This window comes from Pseudoalteromonas nanhaiensis (assembly GCF_051235485.1).
GTDB lineage: Bacteria > Pseudomonadota > Gammaproteobacteria > Enterobacterales > Alteromonadaceae > Pseudoalteromonas > Pseudoalteromonas lipolytica_C.
The window spans coordinates 1-22,365 of sequence record NZ_JBPNYQ010000020.1; the positions used below are offsets into that span (position 1 = coordinate 1).

Here is a 22,365-nt window from a genome sequence, read left to right on the forward strand (position 1 = left end):
TACTTCATTAAATGATATGTCGCCAATTGAGTTTGAAAGTGTAAGGAAAAAGTGTGCGGCCTAGCTTGACCAGATCACTTTTTATGGGATGCACAGCGCTGGACGTCTTGGTTCAACAATTTTGGTATTGGCATCAACATCCATAACGGTAGCAGCCTAGATGGTGCTGCAATTGTCTTATACTTTAATGAAATTTAAGTCCATTTTTAAAAGAAAAAATTTTTAAACAGACTATATTCTTATATTACTCAACGACATAATTATTAGCTAATATACATGGAAGATATATGAAACATCACCTCGCACTTGCCTGTTCATTACTCGCTTTAACGGCCTGTGATAAAGCCCCAGAACAAACAGCTAAAACACTACCACTCCAAGTTAGCGTAGCAGATGCTATTTATTACGGTGGCGATATTCTCACCATGACAAGTGATGAACCAAAGTACGCACAAGCAATTGCAACGCAAGGCGACAAAATCATCTTTGTTGGTGATATAAGTAAAGCACTTGAGCATAAGTTTGGCAAAACAAAGCTAGTTGATCTACAAGGTAAAACCTTAATGCCGGGCTTTGTCGATGGTCATAGCCATGTCTATGATGTTGGGTTACAGGCTATGGTAGCCAATTTATTACCGAGCCCTGATGGTGATGCCAACAGTGTTGAGCAAATCGTTAATATTCTTACAGCCGCACAGCTTAACCCTGATTACACAACATTTATCGAAAAAACCGGTGCTATATTAGGATTTGGTTACGATGATGCTGAGCTTGATAGATACCCGACTAAAATGGACTTAGACCGCGTTAGCACCGAAAAGCCGGTCATTATCATTCATACCTCGGGTCACTTAAGTGTCGCAAACAGTAAAGCCTTAGCCATGGCGGGCATCGACGAAAACTCAGAAAACCCTAACGGCGGGCTAATTCGTCGTATGGCGAACTCACAAGAACCCAATGGGGTGCTCGAAGAAAATGCGCACTTTGGTTTACTGTTTAAACTCATGCAGTCTTTTGATCCTGAGTTACAAGATTTAATGCTACAAGAAGGACAAAAACTCTATACAAAATACGGCTACACCACAGCACAAGAGGGCCGAGCAACTCAAGAAGCCTATGATTCAATGGTAAGAGCTTCAAAAGCGAATAAATTTGTGATTGATGTGGTTGCATATGCCGATATGGCCACCAGCAGCAGCTTTATGGACTCAGCCTATAATAGTAAAAACTACACGAATCAGTTTCGGATTGGTGGTGTAAAACTTAATTTTGATGGCTCTCCACAGGGTAAAACAGCCTGGTTATCAGCCCCCTACCTTAAAGCACCTGAAGGTCAAGAAGCTGGCTATTTAGGTTATCCTACCTTTAATGATGAACAAGCATTTGAATATGTTGAGACTGCCTTTGCTAATGGCTGGCAGGTTATGACCCATGCCAATGGAGATGCCGCAATTGAACAATTTTTAAATGCTGTTGAAAATGCCAACAATAAATTAGGAAAAAAAGACCGCCGCCCGGTGCTGATTCATGGTCAAACAATTCGTCAAGAGCAGGTAAATCGCCTTAAAGAATTAGGTATTTTTCCGTCGCTCTTCCCAATGCATACCTTTTATTGGGGCGATTGGCATGTAGATTCGGTACTTGGCCATCCGCGTGCTGATTTTATTTCACCAACCAATGCGGTCAAAGAGCAAGGGTTGATGTTTAGTACCCATCACGATGCACCAGTAGCATTGCCAAATGCGATGCGCGTTCTCGATGCGACAGTTAATCGCACAACACGCACTAACCAAGTACTTGGCCCAGACCAACGCGTCTCTGTGTATACTGCACTACAAGCAATGACCACTTGGCCTGCGTATCAACATTTTGAAGAAGCATCAAAAGGGCAATTAAAACAGGGGATGCAAGCTGATTTAATCATTTTGGATAAAAACCCACTTAAAATTGAGCCAGAAAACCTACATAAACTGCAAATTTTATACACTATCAGTCGCGGTAAAACCGTTTACACAAAACAATAATGGAATAGAAAGATGATCAATAAACTCATAAAAACAATGTTCATAGTCTTATTATCATTTACAGCACTAGCTGAGCAAGCAACCAGCATACAACTCGATATTTTAAATTTACATGCCCAATCTGAACACGTTTATACATCAGGTCAACCGAGCCAATCAGACTTTGCAAAATTAAAAGCGCTGGGGGTTGATACCATTATCAATTTACGCGGTGAAAATGAAACGAGTTGGTCAGAGCAAGAGGTAGTTAAAGGATTAGGGTTAAACTACTACCCTATTCCAGTGCAATCAAAAGCCGACATCACACTAGAAAATGCGACCAAATTACACAACTTGTTGGATCAGCAATCTCAGCATACTACCTTAGTTCATTGCGCCAGTAGTAATCGTGTAGGCGCGCTAGTTGCGCTCTATCATGGTGTCACTTTGAAAAAGCCAATAGATGATGCTGTTGAAATTGGAAAACAATGGGGACTAAAGAGTTTAGAGCCTGTGGTAAGAAACAAAATAAAAGAAGAAATTGGTCAGCACTAAGCTGACCAATTTTAAATTTATCAAAGCTGCCATGCATAGCTTAGCTTTGTAAAAAATGTACGTTGATCGCGCTCAACACCTTGCAACGAATCGTCTTGATAACCTTTGTCTGAATAACCTAAGTAAAACAGCGTCTGCGAGTTAATTTTGTATGAATACACTAACTGACTGCCATAATCACGGTTAGTTTGGCTTACATCAAACCGATAAGCTTCATTATTTCGATCAACATCTTCAAACTGCAAAACAAGCTTTAACATTGAGCGCATATTAAATTTATAATAAACACGTAAATCGGTTAAGTTCGCCGTATAAACACGTTCATTTTGTTCGTTATCTAGGTAGCTATAACTATGCTCAAGTTGCACTTGCCAATGATCGTTAATATCCCATGTCATTTCAGGTTCAATTCGCACCATAGTACCTAGAGCTGCATTACTGTAGTCAATTTTGCTGCCATATTGAGCATACAATAAGAAACGAACATCCCGAATGGGCCTAAAACCGCCGTAAATATAACCTATGTTCTGATTAAAGAACTCACCGGCATAAAACTCATTACGATGAATAAAACCAATTTCGGTTTGCGACTGCATCTTACCTTTAAAAGTAAAATAGCCATCATATTCTTCTTCAAGTAGGTCACCATTTTGTGCCCACGTTTTATCCCACTCGGCGTTATAGCTATACTCAGTAATAGCATCATCAGCATTGCGATACCAAGTTTGCCCACCGCCTAGTTCAATTTTTTCATAATCGACTTTCGCCTGATAACCAAGATCTGAACGATACTCTTCGCCGATATTTTCGTAGCTCGCATACAGCTCATAGTCACGTTTAGTTCTTGTAAACTCAATGGCATAAGCTTGATCCGATTGATTTTTATCGACCCCGTAATAGTCTACTAAAAAGTCTGCATTCGTAGTGTCTGTCGTTGCTACTTGATACTGCAAACTATCTGACTGGTTAAACCAATAACTCCCATCTATCGATAATACCGTATTATGGTAATCATCATTTTCGCGGTGGGTGCTCATTACGCCAATCGTCCCTTTTTGGCCTATATCAAATTGATAACGCCCTGCCACAGCTTGCGTTTTATCCGCCAAATTCGCAAAACCTGAACCTTGATTAGTCGGTAACAATACACTGGTATTCTGATCGTCAGCGTACATAAAGCCATAACTGTGTGCGCCGGTTTTACCTGTTAACTTCAAACCGACATCAGGTTCAGCAATCATTCGCGTATATAAAAGCTCTAGTTGGCTTGTGTTAAAATAAGAGGCACCATCTAAAAAGAATGGACGCTTTTCAGCATAATAAATCGAGTAAGTTGTATTTACATCAAGCTCTAAAGAGTCTGCTTCTACTTGAGAAAAATCAGGGTTAATAGTGGCGTTAATTACCGCATCTTGAGTCACCCCCCAACGTAAATCTAACCCCGCTTCAGTATCAATATCACCATTTTGCCAATCACCTGGCACTGTGTCTTTGGTATCATGACGAAGCGCCGTTAAAGTTGGTGTAAGCTGAATGTTTTGGCTTTCAGTCATGTTGGCAAAACCAGTAAGTTTATCAAACTGACAAAAACTACATTTTACATCTCGGTCAAAGCCAACATTCGACATCTGATAATACACATCACGCGGGTAGTTTCGCCAAACTGCAAAGCTCCACGTTAACTCCGTTTGGTCTTTTGGAAACCGAAGTGCTGTGAATGGAATACGCATCTCAACCACATACCCATCGTCAGTTATTTGCCCTGCACTATCCCAAATAGCATCCCATGATGGGTCTTCCACCCAATCATCAATATCAGTCATGCGCATATCGCCTTGCGCACCAAGGGGGTTTACGTAAAACTCATAGCCGGTACGTTCATCATTGAAAGTATCTATCATCAAGGCAACATTATCGTCTTGCCAAAGAGTATCGCGATCACGAAGAGCGGCGCGAATTTGTGAAGGGTCATTGTCTTTTGCAATAAACCCAACATATAAGTATTTACCATCTTCGTATATAAACGCATCAGTTTGAACAAGTGGTGTGCCTTTTTCGGTCGGTTCATTTTGATATTTCAAAGGCACTTTTGTCGCATATTTCCAGTGAGGCTCATCCATCACACCATCAACACTAATAGACTCTTTAATATGGGCAAGCGAAAATTCTGCTTTATCAAATGCATGTGTGTAAAAAGGCATGCTGATAACGCTAAATAAACAGGTAGGGGCGATGATTTGATTTATTATTCTTTTTAAGTACTGCATAAACATCCATTTAGAGACTGATGCGTTAAAAACGCTATTTAACTGATTTCAAAGCGATTGTAATTCAGTGAGGTACATTTGTTAACCTAATTCTACATTTCGACAGCTAAAAATTAACAAAACACGCCTTTTGTATTAATTTCAGAGTAAAAAAAAGCCCCATCACCTTTCAAAGTGATGGGGCTTTTTTTACAACTAAATTATTTTTTAAGACTTAACTTATTGCCTTTTAATGATTTACGCACATTTGCAATACGCGAACGGTTCTTTGCGCGGGCCTCACCTGTAGCTTGGCCTGATGGCTTGTTTGTACGACTACGGCGTAAATGCGATGGCTTTTTACCTATTTTCTCAATTAATACATCACGGTTACTTACTTCGTAACCAGGCAATACGATTCGTTTAATGCGTTGGCCAATTAGCTTTTCAATATCGAATAAAGTATTTTCTTCTTCACGACTAACAAATGAGATAGCCTCACCTGGTTTTCCTGCACGACCAGTGCGGCCAATCCGGTGAACATAGTCTTCTGCAAGCCATGGTAAATCGATATTAATAACACGCGGCAAGCCTTCAATATCAATACCACGCGCAGCCACTTCGGTTGCTACTAGTACGCGAACTTTGCCTTCTTTAAATTCACGTAATGCGCGGCGACGGTTACCTTGCGTCTTATCACCATGACAAACAACAGCAGGGATACCATCAAGATTAAGCTCTTTAACAAGCTCATCAGCTGTTTCTTTCATGTTCACAAAAACCAGTACTTGCTGCCAGTTTTTCTTACCAATTAATTCAGATAAAAGCTCTTGTTTACGGCGCTCTTCGACTGGATAAACAACGTGTTGCACTGTTTCTGCGGTACTGTTTGTTTGGTCTACATGAATGATTTCTGGTTGTTTTAGAACTTTACTTGCAAACTGTTTAATTGCCGCAGGAAAAGTGGCAGAGAATAATAAAATCTGACGCGCTTCATTACAGCCGTTGATGACTGTTTGCATATCATTGATAAAGCCCATATCTAGCATGCGGTCAGCTTCATCAAGCACTAAATGTTTTACACTTGCTAAGCTGATATTACCTAAACGAATATGATCAAGTAAGCGCCCAGGTGTTGCTACAACAATATCGACACCCGCTTTAAGATCATTTGCTTGGCCAGCTAAATTTATACCACCAAATAAGCACACTGTTTTAAGTTCGGTATACTTAGCAAACGATTTGAAATTATTAGCAATTTGTTCAGCAAGTTCACGAGTCGGCGCAAGCACTAATGCACTCGGGGCATTATTATCACTAACTGCTAATTCTGATAACTTTTGGATTATTGGTAATGCAAATGCCGCGGTTTTACCCGTACCAGTTTGCGCACTAACAAGTACGTCTTTGCCTTTTCTTACCGCAGGAATTGCACTACGTTGAACGGGAGTAAGCGTTTCGAAATTAAGCTCATCTAATGCCTGTAAAAGCTCAGAAGAAAAACTAAATGATTTAAAATTCATGCTGTATAACCTGCGGCCATTATATCAAGGGTCGCAAATTATACAGAAAAAAAATGATTTTAGTTAGTTATAACTTAACTAAATATGCGCTAAATGACTTAATCTGCACTTAAAGCAAAATAACGTCTTGCTCAGCTAAAATATTTGCCTCACTACCCACAATATCAGCAACATTAAGTTCGTTAATATAACCTAAGCCAATTTCTTGCTGCGCATTTGTTAGTGGCACATAAGGTAAACGGAACACAGGGTTCACCGCACCAGTCATCATCAGCGCCGTATTGATCGCAATCGGATTAGGCTCGCAGAATAACCAGTTCATAAGTGGCTGTAGTTTTGTATTTAGTGCCTCATTTTTTTCATCCATCAATTGACGGAAAAGGCCGGGAATTAAGTTAGATGTAACTGAGATCACACCATGGGCATTATGAATATGCCTTGCATCATGCGCTTCATCGTCATTACCTGACCAACAAGCTATGCCTTGCTGTTCATAATGTGCGATACGCTCATTACCACCGCACTCTTTTACACCGATAAAATGCTTGTGTTTTGCCAAAGGTTCAATGATATCAGGTGTTAAATCTTGACCTGTGCGACCCGCAACATTGTAGATAAACGCCGGGCCAATATCGAGTAAACGATTAAAGTGCTCTTTTACACCAGCCATTGACGTACGGCCATAATATGGATTAATTTGCAGCGCCGCATCCATACCTGTTGCAAAACCATATTCAGTTGCTTTTATAGCTTCACGCGTATTGTTACTTCCTGTGTTACCAACAATTAATAAGCGGTCAGAGAATTTGCTCACACTGTGTGCGATTAGCATTAAGTGCTCTTCCCAATTCATTAGTTGACCTTCACCGGTCGTCCCACCGACAATAATGCCATCAACTCCAGCTGCAATTTGCTGTTCAACAAGGTCGTCATAACAAGCAAGATCAATTTCACCATTGGTTAAATAAGGTGTTTTAATAGCTGTGATCAAGCTTGCTTGTTTAATTGTTTCTAGGCTGCGCATAACTTTTTTAATGTTTGGAAAATTTGCGCTAGTTGTATCATAAACCCAGCCATTTTCCGAGTAGTCTGATGCAATAAATAAAAAAACTTGAGAAAAAATCAAACTTAAGCCAAAATCAAATACTGTATAAATTAACAGTATTTATTGTGAGTAATTGATAATGCAACTTTCCAAATTTTTGGCAACCTACTTTTATACTACTGAAGAGCTATGTCAAACCCTCTCAATTGATGAGGATACGCTTGCAAACTGGCAACAAAGTAGCTTATTTCCCAAACCTAGTTATTGTTTGCAGAGTCAATTAGAGTGCAGTTCATATTCAGGTATTTATCAGTGTGAAGAGTATCAAGACTATTACCCGCGAGGTGCAGCAAGTTGGGGGCAATTAATCATAAAACATGACATAAGCTCATCATGCCAAGCCTTTAATTATTTTGCTCAACATTACTCAACACAACTTGCTAAACTTGCTGAACAAGGGTTTGCCATTGACGAAGAATTGTTTGGTAGCGACATAGATGAGCATTTACAACAAGTATGGCAGCAATTTCTATGCAGCAAGTATGGCGTGCTAACACAAAATGGTCTCGTTGAAGAAGCTGTGCAACTTGATGTTGCTAAACTGCTTATTGATGATATTACTGAGCTTCGGACAAAGACTGGTTTGAGCGTGGAAGAGCGCCAAACCCTGCATAAAGCACTCAAACTCATGAATCGCGCATTGAGTCACGGTACCGGGCACGAAGGTAAAAATACCCTTCGCCATCGTTACATTGATGATGTGGTGGCAAAATATGATTTATCAGTAAAATAACGGCTATAAAATCCGTTTTTTCTTGAAAGTGAACATACCATGAACCCATGCACAAAGTTACAACAATGTATCACTTGTTAACTTTTGGTTAGTACATTTTGCTACTTTTGTTTTGTAGGTTTTCAGCTAGATAGCCGTTAAATTCATCTCGAAGAGTTATCTTTGGGTCATTAAAAACATGACAGCCTCTCGATAACTCCTTTCTTCCCAATAAATTATATTAAAACGAAGGATGAATAGATGAAACCTTTCCCAAGGCTTGGTCGCGTCAAAGCGACCTACTTGGCTATGCTCGGTTTAACCTTTGCTCAGCCAACTTTAGCGCAAACTAATGTAGTAACTAATCAAACTAAAGCAGATGCGCTTACATTTACCCTGATCACCGGTGATAAAGTCTCTGCTGTCGTAAACAAAGATGGCGAACTAAGCGGCATTCGTTTGCTCAATGCTGATGGCTCCGATGCAATTACCAGTATTTTTAAACGCGGTAAGAGCACATACGTTGTACCTAATCATGCACAAGCGCTTGTTGACTCTCAAGCAATCGATTTAGAACTATTTAACATTAATAAGTTGTATGAATCTGGCTATGATGATGCGTCAACAGATGCTTTACCTGTGATTGTTGAGTACAAAGACGGAACTCTAGCTGGTGCGGCCGTTCCATCAGCCTTAGCTGGCATGTCTCTGACTGGCGAAATCGAGCTAATCGATAGTGCAGCGTTTGCTATTAGCAAAGAAAAAGCGGCACAAACCTGGCAAACTTTGGCTTCACAAGCTGATGTAGAAGGTATTTGGCTGGATGCTGTTGTGCATGCGCACAAAGTAACTCAATCAGCAGCCTTAACACCTACTGTGCCATTAACAGGTGCCTATGGTGAATCTGCAATTAACTTCAATGGTGCAGGCATTAAAGTAGCCGTACTTGATACAGGTTATGATACTGAACACCCAGACTTACAAGGTCGTGTTATTGCATCTCGTGACTTTACCTATTCAAGCAATGGTGTAGATGACTTAAACGGGCACGGTACGCACACAGCTTCAACTGTTGCAGGTAATGGTCATGAGTCAGATGGGAAATGGGTAGGTGTTGCCCCAGCAGCTGATCTCATCATTGGTAAAGTACTGAGTAATACTGGCTCTGGTTCAACCTTCGGTATATTAAATGGTATGCAATGGGCTGTGCTTTCCGAGCAAGCTGATATCGTAAATATGTCTTTAGGTGGCTCGGGCACTAGCTGTGGTGGCCCACTTGTAGAGATGGTGGAAGCGCTGAGCGACAAAGCCCTGTTTGTTATTTCTGCAGGTAATAGCTTTACCCGCGAGACAATTGGTCTACCAGGCTGCGCGCCAAGCGCACTGACTGTTGGTGCAATTGATAGAGAAGGTAATACAGCTTCATTTTCATCACGAGGCCCATCGCCAGATGGTCATTCAGCAAAGCCTGATATTGCCTCACAAGGTGTGTCTGTTGTAGCTGCTGCTTCAGGTGGTCTAGGCGATACTGCATACCGCGTCTATTCGGGTACCTCAATGGCTGCGCCTCATGTTGCTGGTGGTGCTGCGCTTGTTATGCAGGCTCGTGCAGAGCTTAGTCCACAAGAAATTAAAGACGTTCTAACTTCGTCAGTATTTAGCGGTGATTCTCACGTTCTTGAGCAAGGAGCTGGCGCGATGAATATCGACCGTGCCATTAACCAAGCTATAGTTGCCCCTGCCAACCGTGAACTAGGCTTTTTTGAAAACAGTAATAGCGATGAGTTTACACAAACACACATCACACTGACTAATACGTCTGATTCAGATATTACCCTTAAACTGAAGCTAGATTTAATTGGTGAGGATGGCAAAACGCAATTACCTGCTACGCTGGCAGGTTTAGATACCAAAACAATCACCATACCAGCTCAAGGTGAAGCAAATGTGCCTATGTGGATTGACCCACGCGTTGCACTTAATAACGGTGCATATGGTGCTATCACAGGTCGAGTTACAGGCACGACTGTTGGAACAAGCGATCATCAAGTTACAGTTCCTGTCTCTTTTTGGGTTGCTCAACCTACCGTGCAATTATCTGTTAACTTAACCGACCGCTGGGGCAATCCAGCCACTTCACCATCAAAGCTTTATCTAATCAACGAAGAAGATGATTGGGGTAGCTTGGTCAGATTATCTGGCGGCAAAGCGAGTATTGATGTTCCTGCAGGTTACTACACACTGATTGCAAACATCATGACATTCGACAACCCGCAAACAAGCTCAGGTTTAGTTGAATCAGCAGCACAGATGGCTGTTTTAAGCCGTAAAATTGATGGCCAAACGCATATCGATTTTGATGCCCGCAGCGCTCAAAAAGTTACCTTTAAAGCAGATCAGCCACTCGATCCACAAGGCTATTCTTTTGGTTTTACCTATGCAATTGACGATGAAAAAGTAGCTAAACTCGCAGCGATTGAGATGGCACCAGATTACGTCAATGAGATGTATGCTTGGTCACAGGGCCATGATGATCGTTTTCGCTCATTCATTACCACTCGTGCCGTTGCACCTGAGACAACGGTCATGATGCAAAATGGCGAAAAGCTTGATTACATCAAGCAAGGTTTAGCATTGTCATTCCATGGTGAAGGGTCTGCTGAAGTTCTCCCTGTCGGTGATGCTGGTTATAGCACTGATTGGAGCCAGTTTGATCTGGATGGTAAAATTGCACTTATTGCAAATCCAAATTATCTCACCTCTTACATGGTTGGTAATGCTATGAAACATGGCGCCATAGGCGTGATTTTCTATCGTCCAGACCGTGGTGGTCGCTATAAAGGTGCGATTACAGGCACACCAAAGGTACCAGTTATCGGTATCAGCACTGAACAAGGTGAAAGATTAATGGCCGAGATTGAAGCCGGCAACAATCTTGTTAGTTGGTCAGGTATAGCGGCTGAACGCTCGCCATACGCTTATTCAATTAATCACATTACTGATGGCAGGATTGAGTCAGGGCAAATCAATATCGCTGACCATAGAATGCATAAGATCACTGCCTCGTACCATTCACAAAATGATGAACGTCCAGCTTGGACTGATGTAATGGCAATGACCAATAGTACCGGTGAATTTTATTCGACGGGTAGCTCACAACTTATCATGTTGCCTCAGGTACGAGACGAGTATTACACCGCGACAGCTAAAAATGCCTGGACTAACGTTGTTATGCCTAATTACCAAATTCAAAGTGCGGGCGCTTATTTTGACGGTCCTCGTGCTATGACCGAAGGGGCTGAAGAAACAACAACATGGTTTAAAGGCCCTCGAGCAGGTAGCTTGGGCAGCGGTGGTTCACCGATTATTCGTCGAGATACTAATGTACTTTACTTTAATCTTGCCTCGTTTGGCGATGCGTCAAACCATGACGGTATTTTTGGTTATATGGGCAGCTCTGCATTTGGTTTACGTTTAGATGGCGAGCCAGTATTTCCATATCAAGGAACCTTAACACTCGAGCCAGGCGACCACCAAGTAACCCTTGAAATGCGCTCTTATGCTCGTGGTGTTGGTGAGCGTTCACCTGTTAAAGATCATTTAGGGTCACTCTATCAAGGCTTCTACACCTTTACTGCTAACGAACAACAGCAGGGTGCACAACCTATCTTGGTGCCTATGATCGACTTACCTGTTGATATTAATAACAGCATGCAAGTGGGTGAAGTGGCGCATATTAAACTAACAGGTTTACTCGATGGAGTTGGTGAAGTACCGCTTGCAAACGTAGAGTTCCAATACGCTTACGGTCAAGAATGCGGTATCGAAACAGTCCCTGCTTATATTTATTGTCCAGTATCGACTCAGTTTTCAACCGAAAATTGGCTTGATGCTAAAGTAGAACAAATAGACGGTGAATGGGTTGCTACTATTCCAAATACCGGCGTTAAAGGAGACTTTGTACATATTCGTACTATCGTTTCTGACTATGGTTCAAGTTCTGCCGAACAAATTACTATGCGAGCATACATGCTTGACTAATAAGTTAATGCTATAAACTAAAAGCCGCCTTTGGGTGGCTTTTTTAGTTCAAAAAAACAACAAAACAGTTAATTTGTTTTGGTAATTCAGCTATCAGCTAATCTAAATGCTCATAGTGTCCACGATAGACTTCAAAGGTTTTAACCACGGTATGTTGCTCTTTACTTAGATTATCAAACCAATGATCAAAACGCTCATCATCATCCTGCTCACTAAGTGCTAGATACTGAGCCAAAAGCTCTATTATGTCGTTATGTGAACACAGCAAAGTATCAACTTGGTTTGCTAATGTAGAGTGATCTTTATCGCGAAGCGTGTTCATTACATTTTGATCTAGTTCTTCGCGGCCAGCTATATCATTCACTTCCATATCCCTCTCTTAAATAAGCACGCATACCTAGTTATAACAGCCTTATTAACAATAGCCAGTTTTTTAAATTCAACTGCTCACTGATTGTTCATAATGACTAATTTTAAGCCAACCAACCTACAAATAAGAATTATTTTTACCTTGAAGCCTGTCTATTTTTGCTTTATATTTGATATATTATCACATAACACAAAAGGTAAATAATGAAGCCTAATATACACCCTGAATACCATCAAGTAGCGTTTCACGATACTGCTGCCGACAGCTACTTTATTATCGGTTCGACGATTAAAACATCTCGTACTATAGAGCTTGATGGTAAAACATACCCTTACGTACCAATTGATGTATCGAGTGATTCACACCCATTTTATACCGGCAAGCAAAAAGCAGTAGCAAGCGATGGTCGTGTAGCTGCATTTAATCGTCGTTTTAAAAACTTAGCGAGCAAGTAAATCGCGTTTAGGAGTTAAAATGAAAGTATTAAGCTCTCTTAAAAGTGCAAAATCCCGTCCGGGTTGCCAAATTGTCAAGCGCAAAGGCCGCGTTTATGTAATTAATAAAGACAATCCGCGCTTTAAAGCAGTTCAAGGTAAAAAGAATAAGCGTTAAAAAAGGTGCTTCAGCACCTTTTTTAAGTCTAATTTCGAAAATTAAATAATATTATTTTCCAAATAACAGCTGCCAAAAACCTGGCGGTTCATGGAGTTCATGGTATTTTTTTCGTAAATCATCTATTGATTTAAGAGGTACTTTCGCTGCATCAAGTCCCTGCTTGCTGGCTAGTTCTTTAGCCAGATTTGCCTGTTTTATTACTTTATCAAGTCCTTCAAGAGATGCTGTTTTATGCTGTTTAAAGTCGGCTGTCCGTGCTTTTTCTAACAAGTGAATAAACTCATCAATTGATGTATTAAACACTTCAAGACTCGTTGCACGAACCGAGTTTTTATAAGCCAGCCCCATATTCTTCATATTTGCTTCAAGATCGAGCTCTTCTGCTACACAGACTGCCGAGAAAAATACCAATAAGGTAACTAGAAAAAATTTCATAAAGTACTCATGTGGAAAAACTTGGCCGCATTATATGTCGAAACACATCATCAGCCTAATTCAAAAAGTTAGCATCAGTTTATAAAATAATATTACTATATCAAAAATTACATCAATTGATAATCGTTATCATTGCATAAAAGCCAACTATCAATAGCCACATTATCAATCTAAAAAACCAACTCAACAATAAACCATTGTTATAAAAAAGTTTTAAGTGGCTACATTTTGCTACGAACTTTTGATTTGGGAACAATAGGGACAATGCTAGAGTGATCTCGTTAACATTTGGAAAACATAGTTAACACCCCACCCAGGGATAGAACAATAAAGTAACAGGTGAAATAATGATAAAAAATAATCTTTTAGGTGCTAGCATCAAGCTTGCTCTATGCTCATCGGCGCTTGCTATTTCAGGTCAGTCATTTGCTGCTGATGAAGAAGTAAAATCAATCGACCGTATAGAAGTAACTGGTTCACGTATTTTACGTGAAGGTGCTATTGCCCCTGCTCCAGTAACTGTTATCAGTGGTGAAGACTTAGTTAACACAGGTGCTGTAAATATTGGTGAAGCACTAAATAAATTACCAGCCCTTGGTAACACTTATTCACTAGCAAACTCAGGTCGTTTTATCGGTACTGCTGGTCTAAACATTCTTGATTTACGCAATATGGGTACAGACCGCACACTTGTACTTGTTAATGGTAAACGCCATGTTTCTAGCTCTGCAGGTTCTCAATCTGTTGATACCAATACAATTCCAAGCACATGGGTAGAGCGTGTTGAGATCATCACAGGTGGTGCATCAGCTGTATACGGTGCCGACGCTGTAACAGGTGTAGTTAACTTTATTCTTAAAAAGAACATCGAAGGCTTAAGTGTTAGTGTTACTAAAGGCGCCTCTGAACTAAGTGACTACAAAAACGAAAAAGCAACGTTTTCATACGGCACGAATTTCGATAATGACCGTGGTAACGTAGCCTTTGCTGTTGAATATTCAGGCCAAAATACATTAAATGCGCTTGATCACCCATGGACTGATGGCTCTTTCTTTAGCTTGCGTAACCCAGCTCAAAACGAAGAAAACAAAGACGATCCAAATTTCCCTGATAGAATTTACACACCAAACGCTGGCTATTATGCGATTAATAATGCAGGTGTTTTTGCATCAAGCAATGGCTATGTTAACTCATTCAACCCAGATGGCAGCCTTCGTGACATTTATATAGGTGACCGAGTAGATGGTCTTGCATGTGCTGACTGTGATTCATTCAACCTTGCACAATTCAATGAAATTCAGCCTGAATTTGAACGCTACAACGTAAACTTCAAAGTTAACTATGACGTTGCTGAAGACATGAATGCTTATTTCGAAGCAAAATATGTAAACAGCGAAGGCGAAAGCATTGGCCAGCCAGCATTTTTCTTCTTTAACCCAAATAACAGCATCAAGATTGACAACCCATATCTTGACTCGAGTGTTAAAGATCTAATGGAACAAGAGGGTGTTAGCTCAATCATGGTTAACCGTATGATGACAGATTTAGGTCGTCGTATCGAAAACAATACTCGTGAAACAACCCGTTTTGTTGCTGGTTTGAGAGGCACAGTATTCACTGATTGGGAATTAGATGCATCAGTTGTTCATGGCCAAACAGACTTAGAGCGCATTAATGGCGCTAACATGATTATGGCAAACTACTACAATGCTCTTGACGCTATTGATGATGGCGAAGGTAATATTGTTTGTCGTAGTGAAGAAGCACGCGCTGAAGGCTGTGTACCGGTAAACATCATGGGCTTTGGCGCACCAAGCCAAGAAGCAATTAATTACATTAATACGGTATCAACAGGTACTTCTGAGATTACTCAAACAGTAGTAACTGCATCACTTGCAAACTCAGCAATCTATGAATTACCAGCGGGTTATGTTGGCTTTGCTGCTGGTGTAGAATACCGTAAAGAAGAAAGTGAAACTAAAGAGCCAGATAATGCTGTAGGTACATTCTTCAACGCACTGGGTGAAGATAAAGGTGATTTTGATGTAAACGAGATTTACTTCGAAGCATCTATCCCATTACTAGCTGACTTACCACTTGTTCAAGACCTAGTACTTGATACAGCAGTACGTTACGCTGACTACAGCACAATTGGCGATGCAACAAGCTGGAAAGTTGGTTTAGATTGGACAGTAAACGATCAACTACGTGTTCGTGCAACACAATCTGAAGCACTTCGCGCACCTAACATTGGTGAGATCTTCGGTGCACCGAGCCAAACATTCTACAACGTTGATGACCCTTGTTTAGCTGATAACCTAGATGATTTACAAAATTCAGAGGTTCGTCGTGCAAACTGTGCTGCTTTAGGTGTTCCTGCAGGCTTTGAATCAGATTACGACTCACAAACCCTTGAAGGTTTAGTAAGTGGTAACAGAGACGTTAAAGGTGAAGAGTCAACTAGTACAACTATTGGTTTAGTTTACCAACCGTCATTCCTAGAAAACTCTGTTATTACAATCGACTATTGGAAAATTGAATTAGAAGACGCAATCTCAACAATTGCCTCTCAAGAAATTCTTGACCGCTGTGTTGACGCTGAAGGCGGTATCAATAACCAATATTGTAATCTAATTACACGTGATAGCACATCACATGAAATTACACTGATTCAAAACTCAGTATTAAACGTTTCTGGTCAAGAAGCATCGGGTGTTGACTTTGAGTTAGGTTATGATTTTGACACACTAGAAGGCAACTTCTCTACACGTTTAATTGGTACATACCTAATTGAACGTAAAGACTTCCCGTTCCAAGATCAACCTGAAGATTACATCGAGTATGCTGGTACAACTGGTGAAGCGAAATGGCAAGCTAACTTAACTATCTCTTATAAGCGTGATGGTTTCTTTGCAACGTTTGATACACGTTACCTAGATGAAGTAAGCCTTTACACAGACCAAGAGTTAGAAGATAACCCGAATCCAAATAGCTTAATGAAGTTTGGTAGCTATGTTATTTCTGACGCAACAGTTGGTTATAACTTCGAAAGCGGCTTTGGCGTTAAAGTAGGTGTTGATAACATCTTTAACCGAGAGCTTCCATTCGGTACTCGAGGTACAGGTTCTGGTAGTGCAAGTTACGATAACATCGGTCGTTTCGGCTACTTAAGACTATCTTACGATTTCTAATCGTTAAAAACTTTGATTCTCTTAGGGCTGCACATTTGTGCAGCCCTTTTTCTATCAGATATTAAAAAAATACCCTATTCCAATCATTTACTTAAAATCTACCAATTCGCGCTATACTCTACCCTACCGGTCTTTTAACCTAATAAAGCCATGCTTAAAACAGTATTTATCACTATCTGTCTATTTTACCTGCCTGGTGTTTTTGCCAAGCAAAGTATTATTTTTATTAATCCAGGTCATGCAGATACCAATGTAACAGGCCCGTTTTGGTTTGAAGTGTCGCAGTTGATGCAAAACGCTGCAAAAGACTTTGATCTCGATTTAACTATTCATTATGCCAATCGAAATCATATTGAAATGAAATCTTTAGTGGCTAAAGCAATCAAAGCTAAGCCAGATATGCTCATTTTAGTTGATGAGAAAAGTGTGCTTACGCAACAGCTTTTAAGCTTGTCTCCTGTACCTACACCCATCTATTTTTTACTCAACCGCCCATCTAAGCAAGAGCTAAAACTTATGGGTGATCATGGTATTAATGTCGCTGGTAGTGTAGTACCCGATAACAAACAAGCAGGCCAATTATTAGCCAACAAACTAATTGAAAAGAGCCAGCAAGCTGCCAACATTTTCGCAATTAATGGAGACTACACAACCCATGCAGCCCTTGATCGGGAGCAAGGTTTAAAGCAAAGTGTGGCATCTAATACTAGTGCAAACATTACTGCTAATACAGTTGCCAATTGGTCAACTAAACAAGCCTACCGTCAAAGCCTTGGTTTTTTTAGGCATCAACCAACTATTAATATTGTTTGGGCGGCAAATGATGCGATGGCGTTAGGGGCAATTGCTGCGCTTGATGAGTTAAACAAACGCAAAAACGTAGTGGTTGGAGCAATTAATTGGCCGCTTAGGGCGGTGGCCGAAAAAATAGATGTCACAATCGGTGGTCATGTTACGCTCGGAGCTTTAGCTATAGTAAATGTTCATGATCTACTCAATAATTACTCAACTGGAGCAATGCATCAAGAAGTAGCCATTTTCAGCCAACATAACGAACAAACGCTCAAGCTAGTTGAACAAATTCACAGTGATAACTTAGCAATTAACTTTCGCGTTTTCAGCAAGGCACATATAAACCCTCTTCCCTTTAGTGTTGAATCACTTCTCTTAGAGGCAACAAAAAGCGCACTGTAAAGGGCGTTGACAGTGCGCTTTTAAAAGGGTTTAAAGCTATAGTGATTGTAAAAAGCTGATTAAATGTGCTCTTTTTTCACTGCTAAGCTCTGTAAATTCACGCTTACTTTTTTCAGCTTCACCACCATGCCATAAAATCGCTTCTTCAAGTGTTGCTGCACGCCCATCATGTAAGAAACCAGCGGCAGGGTTAACTGTTTTCGTTAAACCAATCCCCCAAAGCGGACGCGTTTTCCACTCACGGCCTGTTGCCATAAAATCACGGCGGTTGTCTGCGAGCCCTTCACCCATGTCATGCAACAACATGTCGGTAAATGGCCAAATTTCTTGCCCTTTTACTGCCGCAGGCGCTGCAACACCGCCCAGTAATAAAGCGGCACCATTTGCGGTTACAAAACGAGGCGTATGGCAACCAGTACAGTTTAAATCATCGAATAAACGTGCACCGGCTTTAACATCTTCGTCGGCAACATTACGACGTGCTGGCACAGCAAGCGTTTCTGCGTAAAACACGACCGTATCAGCAAACTCATCACTGGCTTCTGGCAATCCCTGCTCATCAGAACCAGTATCTTGATAGTTAGTACGAGATAAATAACTTTCGTGCATTAATGTATTGGCAATGCTTTCTTCAGGGAACAATGAGTTCGTTACCCCCATGTCACCACGTAGTGCACCTAGTGATTGCTGTCTGACTGACGGTGTACTGGCTTTCCAACCAAATCGTCCAAGTGAAACAGGGTTTTCATCACCCGCTTGAGCCTTAACAGCATCAAATACCCAGTTTGCTTTACCAGAAATTCCATCGTTGTCGGCATCATCGACATCTTCAAGCGCTAGAATATCTTGCTCTTCAATCGCTTCAAGCAATCCAAGACCAAAGACAGGCATACCATTACGGGCACTAAAACGTACATCTTCATTGGCAAGGGCACTTAAACTGAAGTTTTCAGGTGAGTCCCATGCATTATCGATAGTAAATACCGGCTTTTTCAACGTGACAGTACTGCCATCTGGGTAGCTAAACTCTGTGTAATCATAGCTTAGATATACATCAGCTTGGCCACCAAAATTATGTGTTTGCCAGTCTTCACGGGCTTGTAAAATCCCCCTGTGAAAGAGTTGATCCCCAAACCCTTCAACGCCTGTAACCTGACAAAAATCATTGATACTACTTGGCATTTCACACACGCCATCGGCTAAGCTAACGCGTAAAAAGATCCCAGCATCATTCGCTAACTTCACAGTTTGCTGTTCAGCGGTTGGAACAATAGTACTTGGGCGACCATCTCGTTGGTGACAAGCATTACAGTTATTGTTATTAAAAACAGGCCCTAAACCATCGAGTTCCGGGTGTGCATCATTCGGGGCTGTCGTAAAAGATGTTTCAAAATTAGCATCGCCAGTTAAGTGAATATCGAGTTCTGAATCACTTAAATTAGGCATAGGTGTAGAGAAACCATGGCCTGAATTATTGGTATCGAGGGCTGTCGCATCACCTGCCAACGTAACGACATCAATATAATTTGGATCCGTTTCGCTGCTTGTTGGTGGTGGTGTTGTCGTTTCGGTCGCGCTTTTATCGCTGGTTTTACTTCCACATGCCACTAAAGATATGGCTGTGAAAGCAAATAGAATTGGTTTAATTGCTTTTACATTCATGACGGTATCTTGTAAAGAGGGGAAGCAGATGCTTCCCCAGCGATTATAAATTCCACTCTTTGATAAGTGGCACAACTTCTTCTTCAAGGGTCGCTTGTAATTCACCTAGCGCATCAATCGCTGTTTGAATTCGAACGCGACCAGCATCATCCTTAATCGCTTGTCTAAATGGCATATCATCTGCACCTGCAATGGCATCAATCGCTGCAATCGCTGCTGAAATTTGAGTTTCAACTTTCGCTGCTAGTTCAGCGTCACCGGCATAGATAAATGCTTTAAGACCTGGGCTGTCGTTTTCATCGCTGAATGTGCCTAAAAACACATTTTGTACACCAACAATGTTGTTGCTAAAGTCAGTTAATGAGTTCCAGCTATATTGTGATTCAACCAATGATGTATCAGCTGTGTCTATGCTAGTACCGAATGGTTCTGCAATTTTACCGTTACCTACCTCATCAACAATACCGATAACACCATTGACTAACTCTTCAATAACACCTAACTCAGATGAGTATTTATCATTGCCCGGAGTTAATAAATAATCTTTATAAGCAGGTTCATCATCCGCATTTGCAGAGATAACCCATGCATCAACAAGGCTTTGTGTATGAATATTAAATACTTCAGCACATGCAATTAAGTATTCCATTTCACGCACAGTCATTTCATCAATTGACTTATCGTTATCTTCAACGCCATTACCGAATAATAAGAACTCCATGGTGTGGAAACCTTGTACACCATCGTCAAAGTTCTTTACATTATCAGCCGAGAACGTTGTGTTACTTGCAAGTAGTGCTTCTAAATCAGCGGTATTCAGTGGCCAAGTATCAAGATGTGGATCAATTGATAAACTATCAACAGGACCAAAGATATGTGACTCACCTTGCTCCCAGAATACACGTGCATCTTTCCATGCTTGTTGAGCAGCAGCCAGCGCAGCTTCGTTTTTGTTTTCTAATAATGTCAGTGTCGCGTTATGTAAAACAGCCGCCTTGCTGTTTAGCATTTCATAACCATCAACAATTACTTGCTCAGTTACGTTTTCAATTAAATCTGTTGCGTCATAGCTAAAGCCTGTTACTTCAGTAACAGGTGTGCTTGTATCTGAAGAATCGTCCGAAGAAGACGAACCACATGCAACAAGTGTTGACGCTAAAATGACAGCTGTAATGCTGTTTAATACAGTTTTCATCCCAAGATTCCTTTATAGTTCTGTAGAAAATTTATAGCCAAGAGAGGCGCTAAAGTGAGTCGTGTCATCGATATCGTCTTGTGCGTAATAACGTTGACCGCCCTGAAGTTTTAGAATTAAGTTTTTGTTTGGAAGGTAATTTAAACCAAAGTTAAGCTCACGAATGTCGTAACGATGGATAGCCGCACCACTGGCCACTTCAAGCATTGGGTTGGCATAATCAAACGAGGTAAATACATACAGCGGCGAAGATAAATCAAACAGCCCCTGCATATTATAAGCGGCTTCTACAAATGCAGATTCTGCTTTACTACCAAGCTGTGCAAAGCTTCCCGGACGCAGGCCCGGTGTTGTTTTATTCGCTGCAGTGATAGCAACTGAGTCTTCTAACTCGCCATATAAGTACTGACCACGAAACACAAGATCATCTAACGTCCATGCACCATGTAACCCGAGGATAGATACGTTTCCATCCTCATCGAGTTTGCCCTGATTGCGACGGTTATCTGATGTGTTTGCCGTATAGTAACTAACACCAAAACCTTTACCAGCTTTAACATTGCCATAATCAAGGCGTAATGTGAGCGCTAAATCATCTGCGGTATTTTCTTCAAAGCGTTGCTGTGCACCACCCGCGACCCAATTAGTCGAACGGAAGTATTCAGAGTTAAGACCTGTCGTCACCAATGTTTGCAGTGTAAAGTCAGACCAACGAGAAATTAAGTTAACTCCAGTTTCGTGCCAAACTTGCGGGATCATGGTTGCCTCACCCCAGTGGCGAGTCGTGGTAAAGTATTGATCAGGCTTGTTTAAGTCTGTGCCTAAGCCTACCGGAACATATATATGACCAAACTTGACAGTAAAGTTAGGGTTATATTCATATTCTAGTTGCAGCTTTTCGACAATGACTTCACCACCCGCTTCAACTTCTGATTCAAATTCGCCAAATTCTTCAAAGCCATCGTATTCAAGCGTGGTACCTGTACCGCCATGCTCATACTCAAGTTCAAATTCGACTTTCCACTTATCATCAATTTCATATTCAAACTCAGTGACAACTCGCTCTAAGTCTGTAGTGGCGCGGCGTTCTGGTGAAATATCTTGAACGTTGGCAAACACTTCGTCACTTTTGTAAAGCAAAGTACCATAGCTTTTAAAAGTAAGTTTTGAGTCTTTTTTGCTTGCGACTGAAGCAATTGGGGTTGCTTGCTCAGTAACAACTGGGGCTTTTTGCTGCACTGCAACTTGCTGGGTGTTTTTCGCATCTAATTGACTTTTTAAGTAATCAATCGCTTTTTGTTGTTCAAGGAGTTGTTGTTGAAGTTTTTCGAGTTGGGCTTGCATGTCATCATTCGCAACACTATAAAGTGGAGTCAAAGCCAATGACACCGCGAGAGAAAGTACTGCTTTGTTCATCGTAAAGTGCACCTAAAAATAAAACCAAATGATAATAGTTATCTTTTGCATTGTAAATATTGTTAACTTTACATTTTATCAAAAACGGTAAATTAGATTAAA

Annotated in this window: 16 protein-coding genes and 1 pseudogene; 9 read left to right on the forward strand and 8 right to left on the reverse strand. The window is 40.9% G+C overall.

What is annotated here, in order from left to right; genetic code table 11:
• Positions 1-90: 90 nt before the first annotated feature.
• The 3 genes and pseudogenes from ACSFVZ_RS15565 to ACSFVZ_RS15575 all read left to right on the forward strand — a co-directional run.
• Positions 91-198: pseudogene (locus tag ACSFVZ_RS15565) on the forward strand (Solitary outer membrane autotransporter beta-barrel domain); the annotation flags it as partial.
• Positions 199-287: 89 nt separating this feature from the next.
• Entirely contained in the window at positions 288-2,024 is a 1,737-nt protein-coding gene (locus ACSFVZ_RS15570) for an amidohydrolase (protein WP_435559192.1), read from the forward strand.
• 12 nt (positions 2,025-2,036) lie between these two features.
• Positions 2,037-2,558, forward strand: coding sequence for a protein tyrosine phosphatase family protein (locus tag ACSFVZ_RS15575; RefSeq protein ID WP_235383836.1), 522 nt, complete (start codon positions 2,037-2,039; stop codon positions 2,556-2,558).
• Between the two features lie 20 nt (positions 2,559-2,578).
• Here ACSFVZ_RS15575 and ACSFVZ_RS15580 read toward each other — a convergent pair whose 3' ends face one another.
• The 3 genes from ACSFVZ_RS15580 to dapA all read right to left on the reverse strand — a co-directional run bounded on the left by ACSFVZ_RS15580 (position 2,579) and on the right by dapA (position 7,351).
• Complete coding sequence (locus ACSFVZ_RS15580) at positions 2,579-4,825, reverse strand: carbohydrate binding family 9 domain-containing protein (RefSeq protein ID WP_425343210.1); 2,247 nt, start codon at positions 4,823-4,825, stop codon at positions 2,579-2,581.
• 200 nt (positions 4,826-5,025) lie between these two features.
• Positions 5,026-6,327, reverse strand: a complete 1,302-nt coding sequence (locus ACSFVZ_RS15585) for a DEAD/DEAH box helicase (RefSeq protein WP_235383835.1) — start codon at positions 6,325-6,327, stop codon at positions 5,026-5,028.
• A 109-nt stretch (positions 6,328-6,436) separates the two neighbouring features.
• A complete protein-coding gene (gene dapA / locus ACSFVZ_RS15590) occupies positions 6,437-7,351 on the reverse strand; it encodes a 4-hydroxy-tetrahydrodipicolinate synthase (protein WP_135926939.1) in 915 nt (304 codons plus the stop codon).
• 160 nt (positions 7,352-7,511) lie between these two features.
• Here dapA and ACSFVZ_RS15595 point away from each other — a divergent pair, with 160 nt between their 5' ends.
• The gene (locus ACSFVZ_RS15595; RefSeq protein WP_135926334.1) at positions 7,512-8,165 is read left to right on the forward strand and encodes a DUF6058 family natural product biosynthesis protein; all 654 of its coding nucleotides are present in this window, start codon (positions 7,512-7,514) and stop codon (positions 8,163-8,165) included.
• A gap of 240 nt (positions 8,166-8,405) precedes the next feature.
• The gene (locus ACSFVZ_RS15600) at positions 8,406-12,185 is read left to right on the forward strand and encodes a S8 family serine peptidase (protein WP_235383833.1); all 3,780 of its coding nucleotides are present in this window, start codon (positions 8,406-8,408) and stop codon (positions 12,183-12,185) included.
• Positions 12,186-12,282: 97 nt separating this feature from the next.
• Here ACSFVZ_RS15600 and ACSFVZ_RS15605 read toward each other — a convergent pair whose 3' ends face one another.
• Complete coding sequence (locus ACSFVZ_RS15605; protein ID WP_135926332.1) at positions 12,283-12,555, reverse strand: hypothetical protein; 273 nt, start codon at positions 12,553-12,555, stop codon at positions 12,283-12,285.
• Between the two features lie 203 nt (positions 12,556-12,758).
• On the opposite strand from ACSFVZ_RS15605, the gene ACSFVZ_RS15610 reads away from it, so the two are divergent.
• Both ACSFVZ_RS15610 and ykgO read left to right on the forward strand, forming a co-directional pair.
• Positions 12,759-13,010, forward strand: coding sequence for a type B 50S ribosomal protein L31 (locus ACSFVZ_RS15610; protein ID WP_135926331.1), 252 nt, complete (start codon positions 12,759-12,761; stop codon positions 13,008-13,010).
• Positions 13,011-13,029: 19 nt separating this feature from the next.
• On the forward strand, positions 13,030-13,167 hold the full coding sequence (gene ykgO / locus ACSFVZ_RS15615; protein WP_135926330.1) for a type B 50S ribosomal protein L36: 138 nt from the start codon (positions 13,030-13,032) through the stop codon (positions 13,165-13,167).
• Positions 13,168-13,218: 51 nt separating this feature from the next.
• Here ykgO and ACSFVZ_RS15620 read toward each other — a convergent pair whose 3' ends face one another.
• The gene (locus tag ACSFVZ_RS15620) at positions 13,219-13,605 is read right to left on the reverse strand and encodes a cytochrome b562 (RefSeq protein WP_135926329.1); all 387 of its coding nucleotides are present in this window, start codon (positions 13,603-13,605) and stop codon (positions 13,219-13,221) included.
• A 347-nt stretch (positions 13,606-13,952) separates the two neighbouring features.
• Between ACSFVZ_RS15620 and ACSFVZ_RS15625 the strand changes: the two genes are divergently transcribed.
• Together ACSFVZ_RS15625 and ACSFVZ_RS15630 are read left to right on the forward strand one after the other, a co-directional pair.
• Positions 13,953-16,796 (forward strand): TonB-dependent receptor domain-containing protein, encoded by a 2,844-nt coding sequence (locus tag ACSFVZ_RS15625; protein ID WP_435559193.1) that lies wholly within the window; start codon positions 13,953-13,955, stop codon positions 16,794-16,796.
• A gap of 150 nt (positions 16,797-16,946) precedes the next feature.
• Positions 16,947-17,990, forward strand: coding sequence for an ABC transporter substrate-binding protein (locus ACSFVZ_RS15630; protein WP_435559194.1), 1,044 nt, complete (start codon positions 16,947-16,949; stop codon positions 17,988-17,990).
• A gap of 36 nt (positions 17,991-18,026) precedes the next feature.
• Here the strand turns inward: ACSFVZ_RS15630 and ACSFVZ_RS15635 are convergent, their stop codons facing one another.
• Genes ACSFVZ_RS15635 through ACSFVZ_RS15645 form a run of 3 tightly spaced genes read right to left on the reverse strand, consistent with a single transcriptional unit; the run spans position 18,027 to position 22,263 of the window.
• Positions 18,027-19,652: a di-heme oxidoredictase family protein gene (locus ACSFVZ_RS15635; RefSeq protein ID WP_435559195.1), complete on the reverse strand. Its 1,626-nt coding sequence runs from the start codon at positions 19,650-19,652 to the stop codon at positions 18,027-18,029.
• Between the two features lie 43 nt (positions 19,653-19,695).
• Positions 19,696-20,847, reverse strand: coding sequence for an imelysin family protein (locus ACSFVZ_RS15640; protein WP_235383829.1), 1,152 nt, complete (start codon positions 20,845-20,847; stop codon positions 19,696-19,698).
• Between the two features lie 12 nt (positions 20,848-20,859).
• Positions 20,860-22,263 (reverse strand): hypothetical protein, encoded by a 1,404-nt coding sequence (locus ACSFVZ_RS15645; protein ID WP_235383828.1) that lies wholly within the window; start codon positions 22,261-22,263, stop codon positions 20,860-20,862.
• Between the last annotated feature and the right edge of the window lie 102 nt (positions 22,264-22,365).